We start from the raw sequence: 7,588 nt of genomic DNA, 5'->3' as shown, positions 1-7,588 counted from the left end.
GGAAAAATGCTTGGATCAAAAATCCTCAATCAGCTAACCTCTCTTTATCGAAAATTTTAGATATCACTTGGGACGAGGTGGAGCTTCATGACAATTCAATTCTTCGACAGCCCATTCCACGTCACGCATGACGAGGAAGTCGCCAGCAAAATGGCCTTGAAAATGGAGTTGTCGATATTCATCACTGACTGCATCAAAAAACTGGGCCTCAAACAGAGCGAGGCCGCAGCCAGGCTGGGCGTTACCCAATCACGCATTTCAGAACTGGCCACTGGCAAGATCGAGAAATTCACCATCGATGCAATGATGGACATGCTGGATAAACTGGGCTTGCGCACCACGTTTACATTGCCGTCCAACGAGCCCGGAGCCTTGCCACAAATCGTCATTTCACAAGCTCACGCTGGCTAGACGTTGAACCCCATTTTCCGAAGCTACCTTTTTAGCTCTTTCAACCGATCTTGCGCGACGGCCATTGCGTGACGATCTGTTCTGTTCGTGGTTTTCACGAACGAATGAAGGACGAAAATGGTGTCCGCATACTTTGCGATGTAAATGCATCGGTATGCGGGGTCTCAGTAGACGATTGATGGGCGCTGTTTAGTAGTTATCGCTGGCTGTTTCCGCAGTAGGACTCAGCCTCTTTTGAAGTAGTCCGCCTTGTTACGAGGCGCAATTTTTCACTTTTTGCGACACGTGTTGGGAATCGCATTTTTTGTAGGAGCCGGCTTGCCGGCGATGGCGATTTTAAGGACGCCATCGCCGGCAAGCCGGCTCCTACACGTTCGGGGGGTTTAATCGACGATTACGGTTTCTACGGTGATTTGCTTGAGGGCGTGAAACGGTGCGAGAGCAGCTTCATCGGCGGTAGCCCCGGTAATCAACCGCCACTCCCGCTCAATCGGCGTCCAGTGCTGTTGCCGCGCACGGCCGAGTTTGTCGGTGTCGGCGAGCACCACAATCTGCGCAGCCCGTTTGATGATGCATTCCTTGAGATACGCTTGCTGCGCGCTCGCTTCGCACAAGCCAAATTCCGCGACCACGCCGTCCGCGCCGAGGAAGGCTTTGTCGACGCTCAGTCGACTTAACGTCAACTCCGCCAACGGCCCCAACGTGCTCATGCTCGAACCGCGCAAGTCGCCACCGATCAAGGTCAGGCGAATGCCCGGCGCATTGGCCAGGGCCATCACCGCCAGCAGGTTGTTGGTGACCACGTGCACGTCTTGTCGCGAGCACAGGTGATGGGCCAGCGCGGCGCAGGTGGTGCCGCCGTCGAGCAGGACGGTGTCGCCGTCCTGGACATGCGCCGCCGCCGCTTGGGCGATGGCGTCTTTCTGTTCCCACTGGCTGGTTTTGCGTTCTTCGAGGGAGGCTTCCGGTTCATGCACGCCGACCACGGCGGTGGCGCCGCCGTAGGTGCGCACCAGGTGCCGTTGTTTGGCGAGCATGGTCAGGTCGCGTCGCACCGTGGCTTCGGAAACGCCGAGGGCCGCGCTCAATTGCTCGACGTTGGCATCGCCGATGCGTACGAGGTCGAGGATGGCGCGGTGGCGTTCGGAGGCTTTCATGGCGGGTCTCGCACGGTGGACGGTGGTCGATCTTACACGACAGCGCCCCTGCGACTCATCCCCGTCGCGTAGCCAGTTCCGCGCCCTGGCGCAGCGCTTCGAGCAGGCTGCGCTCATCGGCGATGCCTTTGCCGGCGATGTCGAATGCGGTGCCGTGGTCGACCGAGGTGCGGATCACGTCGAGGCCGACGGTGACGTTCACGCCTGCCTCCAGGCCGAGCACTTTGACCGGACCGTGGCCCTGGTCGTGATACATCGCGACCACCAGATCGAAGTCGCCGCGTCCGGCGCGGAAGAACAGGGTGTCGGCCGGCAGCGGGCCGGTGACATCGAGGCCGCGTTCCTGCAACAGCTTCACCGCAGGGATGATTTTTTCTTCCTCTTCGCCATAACCGAACAGGCCGTTTTCACCGGCATGCGGGTTGATCCCGCACACGCCGATGCTCGGGCGGGCGATGCCGGCCTTGATCAGCGTCGCGTTGCCGCGCTCGATGGTGCGCTGAACCAGGCCCGGCTCGATCTTGCGGATCGCGTCGATGATACCGATGTGGGTCGTGACGTGAATTACCCGCAGCTGCGGTGCCACCAGCATCATGGAAACTTCATCGACGTTGGTCAGGTGCGCAAGCATTTCAGTGTGGCCAGGGTATTTGTGGCCGCCGGCGTGCAGCGCTTCCTTGTTCAGTGGCGCGGTGCAGATCGCGTCAATCTGATTAGCCTGCGCCAGCTCCACGGCACGAGCGATGTATTGGTAAGCGGCGTCACCGGCGATGGGCGAGAGTTCGCCGAATGGCAGGTCGTCGGGGATCAGGTCGAGGTCGATGCAGTCGATCACGCCGGTCTCGTAGCGTGCCTCGGAAGCGTCCTTGATACGGCGAATTTTGGCGCTGCCGCCGACAATCACATTGGCTTGTTCGAGACGGCGCGCATCACCAATCACCAGCGGTCGGCATTGTTGATAGACGATGTCGTGAGTCAGGCTCTTGACCACGATTTCCGGACCGACACCCGAGGCGTCGCCCATGGTGATACCGATGATAGGGAGGTAATTGCTCATAGTGTTCATTCGAGTCCTTGGATTCGTGTGCGTTGGGGCGAGGAGCGATCGGCGCTGTCGCTCAGGTGTTGCCATGCCGCATACAAAGCGTGATCGGTGCCGAACGCGCCGGCCTTGGTCACGATGCCGGGACGATGGCCTTGCCGGGAAACAGTCGGGCGGGCGAAGGCAACGCCGGCCTCGATTTCGGTGATGAGTTGCAGGCTGTCGATGCCGACGGTGGTCAAAATGGCCCGGGCCGTCTCGCCGCCGGTGGCGATCAGGCCGCCGACCTTGGCGAAGTGCGGTTCGACCAGCACGGCCAACATGCTTGAAAGTTGTGCGCCCTCTTGCGGATCGAACGCATCATCGCGACCGATGCGCAGCAGCAGGTCGCTCCAGCCATCGAGTTGCTCGCCAATGCGCGCCTGCCAGGTTGCCCAATCTTCATGGGCGACGCCCTGGCGAAGGACCTCAGGCGGGACGACCAATTCGCTGACACCGCCGCGCTCCTTGAGCAGCGCGCATTGCCGCTCGCAGACGCCGGAAAGGCTGCCGACGAGGATCAGAATCGGCGCCTGGTTTTTTTCCTGCGCCGTCGGTTCGATGGCCGTGAACCGCGTTTCTGAGAAATCCGGAAGGCTAGCGATTTCCCGCGCCAGGCCTCCCGAACCGATCCAGAACAGCGGCTGATCCATCGACGCAGTCAGGCGAGCGAGGGTCAGCAGATCGTCTTCGATTTGTGCATCGACGATCAGGGCCTGCGTGCCGCTGCGGGCGACTTCGGTGATGTGCTGCGCGAGCGCATTTTCGTTGCCGCGCAAAGTGTCGAGGTCCAGCTTCGCGGTACTCAGGCCGGCGGCGATGAGCATCGCTTCTACGTCAGCTGGGCGATCAGCGTTTTCGAGCTTCCAGGTATCGGTGGTTTCCAGCGGTTGACCGTTCACGAAGACCCGACCGCCGCGCAACGTGCGCCCCGTAGCAGGGAATGCCGGGGCAACGATCGCCAGGCCGGCCAAGGGTTGCAGGGCAGCAACTTCCGCTGCCCAGTTACCGCGCAGGGTCGAATCGATTTTCTTGTACAACCGCTGCCCAGGCTGATGCAGCGCCTTGAACGCGGCAACGGTGCGCTCGGCAGCCTGCGCCGCAGAGAGGCGGCGAGTGTCCGTATCAGCAGCGATCACCTGAGCATCGGCCGAGTCGTTCAGCGGATCGAGCGTGACCACCGTTTGCAGCCCCACACTCGCAAAGCCGATGGCGCAATCCGCCGCTCCGGACAGATCATCGGCGATGATCAGAATCCTCATCGCAACGCCTCCTGCTTTTGAGGTTCGATCTCCTGCTCAGAGACGACGACAGGGTTGCGCTTTTGTACGCGCTTGGCGACGGCGGCAGTGAGTATCGGCGCAAGAATCGCGGTGACCACCACGCAGGCGGCTACCAATATGGTCGCGCTCTTGGCTGCTTCAGCGTAAACCGGATTGGCTGCCGCGATCAGCGCAGGAACGGCTGCGGCGTTCCCGGCGGTGGTAGCCGCAGCGACACCCGCGACGCCCGTGCCACCGGTCAAACGATCAGCGAAGAACAGTGGAATACCGGTCAACACGACCACCGCAACACCCATGCCGAGACCCAGCAAACCGGCCTGCCAGACGTTGTGCAGATCCAGACTTGCGCCCAGCGCCAAAGCGAAAAACGGGATCATCACCGGAACGGCCTTGGCCAGGAAGTCGCGCATGTCGCGGTCGAGATTGCCCAGCAACATGCCCAGCGCCAACGGCAGGATACTGCCCACCAGCGTCGGCCACGGGAACGCCGACAGACCGGCGATGCCAAGGGTGACCATGGTCAGAAACGGGCCGGATTCCAGGGACATGACCGAATAGGCACCGACGTCTTCGGAGCGACCGTACTGCCCCATCAGCGCCATGTACAAGCCGCCGTTGGTGTCGTTCATCGCGGCGACCACCGCCAACGTCGAGATGCCGGCGAACAGGCCTGACGAAATCGGCTGCTCGCCCAGGAAATGCCCGAGCACGATACCGATGAGCACGGCGATGCCGACTTTGGTAATCAGCAGCGTGCCGCCCTTCTTGAGCAGGTAAGGCGTGGCCTTGATGTTGATGCTCGCGCCCATGCACACATAAAACACCGCGAGGATAGGCAACGCTCCGGTGAACAGCGCGTTGGTGAAGGAGCCGAAAAACTTGGGCGTATCAGGCATGAAGGTGGCGACCAGCGAACCGATCAGCAGGGGCACGATCATCATGCCGCCCGGAATGCGTTCTATGGTGCGCTTGATAGGAAATTGGGCCACGAGGGTCTCCTTTTATAATTGTGGGGTAAGACGTGTTTCACCTCGAAACTGACTGAATCGATCACAAGAGTGATTGATTCAGTCAAAATAATCTTATGCCACCCTTACGAATTGCGCAAATCAATCATTCTGGATGCTCGTTTTGATCATTTGTCATCAGTAACCGCTGAGCACCTGACGCACTTGTCCCGACCTAGAGCCTCGCGCCGCCCACAAAAAAGCCCCGAACCAGTCGGGGCTATCTTTAAAAACCTACTTGAAGAGTTCGGAATGGCTTCCGAGATCAACAAATGTGATCAGATCGGAACGCGTGTCCTCATAAATCATCAAGAAATCACCGCCTATATGGCACTCTCGAAAACCCGTCCAGTCACCCGATAGCGCGTGATCCAGATATTCCGGTGGCAGTTGCTCACCCAGAAACAGCATGACCATCACGTGGCGAACTTCATTCATGTCACGGCGTCCGGCACGCCTGTAACGCTCCCACGACTTCTTGAATTCCGACGTTTGTGCGCACTGCCTGGGCAGCTCAGCGCGCTTTTGCTTTTTCTCCGGTTTCGCCATCAGCGTCCCTCAGCATGTCGTCTATCGAGTCGAACCGCTGGCGAATCTCTCGTGCTTCCTTCATGGCGCGGGCCGTTTTTTCCGAAGGTACGCGTACCTCAAACGGGAGGCCTTGAGTCGCTACGACCTGACGAAGAAAAAGACGCATTGCATCACTGATACTCAGGCCGCAAGCGCTCAACACTTCAGTGGCTCGCGCCTTCAGATCTTCATCAATGCGGCAACGCACGTCTGTGGTTTTCAGCAATGCACCCATGGTAAGAACCTCATCGTTAATTTGTAGCTACATTGGCGCTACCTCAAGCATTGTGGTTGAGCGGAGTTCCGGGGGTCAACTCAGCGTGATAGACGGCTCTATCGCTTGGCCATCAACTGAATCAGTCAGCCGCTATTTCACTCTGTTGAGCGCGTTATGACTATCAGCCCCCTCCCTTTCGTTATCGAGAACGGTCCCGAACCCTTGCAGGAAATAGCTGATGGCCTTGAACGCCAATTCGCGCCCACAAAAAAGCCCCGAACCAGTCGGGGCTTCTTCGTTCTCAGCCTCTAATCAGGCCTCGATAGTGCAACCGATCATCAGAAAATGTTGATCGGGTAGTCGACGAACACACGGACTTCGTTGCCGCTGACGTTGTACTCACTCGACTTCTGCGAAACACGCAGGATCGAGCTGCGCAGTTTCACGCTCAGGTCTTTGGCCGGGCCGCTTTGCACGACGTACTTGAACTGGTTGAAGATTTCGCGCTCGGTACCGCCTTCGCTGGTGGAGGTGGTGATGTTGTCGCCGCGCACGTAAGCCACGTTGTAGCTCAGGCCCGGAACGCCGAACGTGCTGAAGTCCAGACCGTAGCCGACCTGCCAGCTGCGCTCGTCTTCAGCGTTGAAGTCGGACCAGTAGGAGTTCGCCAGGTAGATGGTGTTGCCACCGTCACCGACGCGACCTTGATCCTTCTGATAGCCGCCGTAGGCGTAGCCCAGGTTGCTGTCGCCGGTGCTGCGCTGGTGAGCGACGGTGAACGAGTGCGGGCCGGTGGCGAAGGTAGCTGCCAGGCTCCAGATTTTGTTGTCATCGCCGGTGGCACCGCTTTCGCGGACGTAGGAATCGTCCAGCTTGGTGCGGTAGCCGTTGAAGTCGAGGGTCAGGGACTGATCCTTGTCGATCGGGAACACGTAGTTGGCGTTCACGTATTGCTTCTTCAACACGTCTTCAACGTCAGACGCGTACACCGCAGCCTTGAACTGCTCGGTGAACTGGTAGCTACCGCCCAATACGTTGATCGACTTCAGGCCACCGCTGTCACGGCCTTCCGCGCTTTTGCGCGATTCGGCGGTGAAGCGACCGGCGTTCAGTTCCAGGCCTTTGATCTCCTTGGAGGTGATCAGCGTGCCGGTATAGCTTTCCGGCAGCAGGCGCACGTTGTCGTAGCTCAACACCGGCAGGGCCGGCATCTGGTCACCGTAAGTCAGCGTGGTGCTGGAGAGACGGAATTTGACCGCAGCGCCGCCCTTCGACAGGTCGTCAGCCGCGTTGCCGCTGTCGCCCTTCTTGAAGAAGTCGATGCCTTGCGCGCCGGTGCGACCCTTGCCGCCATCCAGACGCAGTGCGTACAGACCGAACGCATCCACACCCACACCGACGGTGCCTTGGGTGAAACCGGACGAGAACGTGCCGATGGCCGCTTGGCCCCACTCGGCTTTGTCCTCACGACTGTCTTTGTAGTCACGATTGATGTAGGCATTGCGCAGCAGCACTTTGAGGCTGCTGTCTTCAACAAAACCCTTGGATTCGGCCTGGTCGTTAGCCATGGCCTGTGTCGCACTCAACATCCCCAGAGCGATCAGGCTGATTCGCTTATTCAACATTTTGTTCTTTTCCTTATTTCGGGTTGATACGCGCTGTGTCGAACGGCTGAAACGGCGCTATCGCACTCTTTTTTCACCCGAAAACAAAAAGGCCCGCCCACGATAAATCGCGGAGCGGGCCTTTTTATTTTTTTGAGTCATGGCGGTTAGCCACAGGCGTTGGGGCGAATCCTATCCGCGCCCTTAACCATGTGTCAATTTCATGAATCGTCTGTGATTAGGTGAAAATCGTCTAAG

Annotated in this window: 9 protein-coding genes; 1 reads left to right on the top strand and 8 read right to left on the bottom strand. The window is 59.0% G+C overall.

From position 1 onward, the window contains the following. Positions 1 to 87 precede the first annotated feature (87 nt). The gene (locus J4E42_RS15840; RefSeq protein ID WP_207285606.1) at positions 88 to 411 is read left to right on the top strand and encodes a helix-turn-helix domain-containing protein; all 324 of its coding nucleotides are present in this window, start codon (positions 88 to 90) and stop codon (positions 409 to 411) included. 23 nt (positions 412 to 434) lie between these two features. On the opposite strand, the gene J4E42_RS15835 is transcribed toward J4E42_RS15840, so the two are convergent. The 8 genes from J4E42_RS15835 to J4E42_RS15800 form a co-directional block, all read right to left on the bottom strand. Further along, on the bottom strand, positions 435 to 557 hold the full coding sequence (locus J4E42_RS15835; protein WP_207285609.1) for a type II toxin-antitoxin system RelE/ParE family toxin: 123 nt from the start codon (positions 555 to 557) through the stop codon (positions 435 to 437). A gap of 237 nt (positions 558 to 794) precedes the next feature. Further along, positions 795 to 1,568: a DeoR/GlpR family DNA-binding transcription regulator gene (locus J4E42_RS15830; protein WP_207285605.1), complete on the bottom strand. Its 774-nt coding sequence runs from the start codon at positions 1,566 to 1,568 to the stop codon at positions 795 to 797. Between the two features lie 55 nt (positions 1,569 to 1,623). Then, positions 1,624 to 2,625 (bottom strand): 4-hydroxythreonine-4-phosphate dehydrogenase PdxA, encoded by a 1,002-nt coding sequence (gene pdxA / locus J4E42_RS15825; RefSeq protein ID WP_207285604.1) that lies wholly within the window; start codon positions 2,623 to 2,625, stop codon positions 1,624 to 1,626. Between the two features lie 5 nt (positions 2,626 to 2,630). Then, entirely contained in the window at positions 2,631 to 3,911 is a 1,281-nt protein-coding gene (locus tag J4E42_RS15820; RefSeq protein WP_207285603.1) for a four-carbon acid sugar kinase family protein, read from the bottom strand. After that, positions 3,908 to 4,921, bottom strand: a complete 1,014-nt coding sequence (locus J4E42_RS15815) for a 2-keto-3-deoxygluconate permease (protein ID WP_192226783.1) — start codon at positions 4,919 to 4,921, stop codon at positions 3,908 to 3,910. Before J4E42_RS15815 ends, J4E42_RS15820 begins: the two co-directional genes overlap by 4 nt. A 252-nt stretch (positions 4,922 to 5,173) precedes the next feature. Next, complete coding sequence (locus J4E42_RS15810; protein WP_207285602.1) at positions 5,174 to 5,488, bottom strand: type II toxin-antitoxin system YafQ family toxin; 315 nt, start codon at positions 5,486 to 5,488, stop codon at positions 5,174 to 5,176. Then, entirely contained in the window at positions 5,454 to 5,744 is a 291-nt protein-coding gene (locus J4E42_RS15805) for a type II toxin-antitoxin system RelB/DinJ family antitoxin (protein WP_207285601.1), read from the bottom strand. Before J4E42_RS15805 ends, J4E42_RS15810 begins: the two co-directional genes overlap by 35 nt. A gap of 320 nt (positions 5,745 to 6,064) precedes the next feature. Next, positions 6,065 to 7,351, bottom strand: a complete 1,287-nt coding sequence (locus J4E42_RS15800) for an OprD family porin (protein ID WP_008040100.1) — start codon at positions 7,349 to 7,351, stop codon at positions 6,065 to 6,067. Positions 7,352 to 7,588: the final 237 nt, after the last annotated feature.

It is taken from the genome of Pseudomonas sp. FW300-N2A2 (assembly GCF_017351735.1).
Taxonomy (GTDB): Bacteria; Pseudomonadota; Gammaproteobacteria; order Pseudomonadales; family Pseudomonadaceae; genus Aquipseudomonas; species Aquipseudomonas migulae.
Note: the sequence above shows the minus strand (reverse complement) of the source record. Positions and strands in the feature narration are given on the sequence as shown.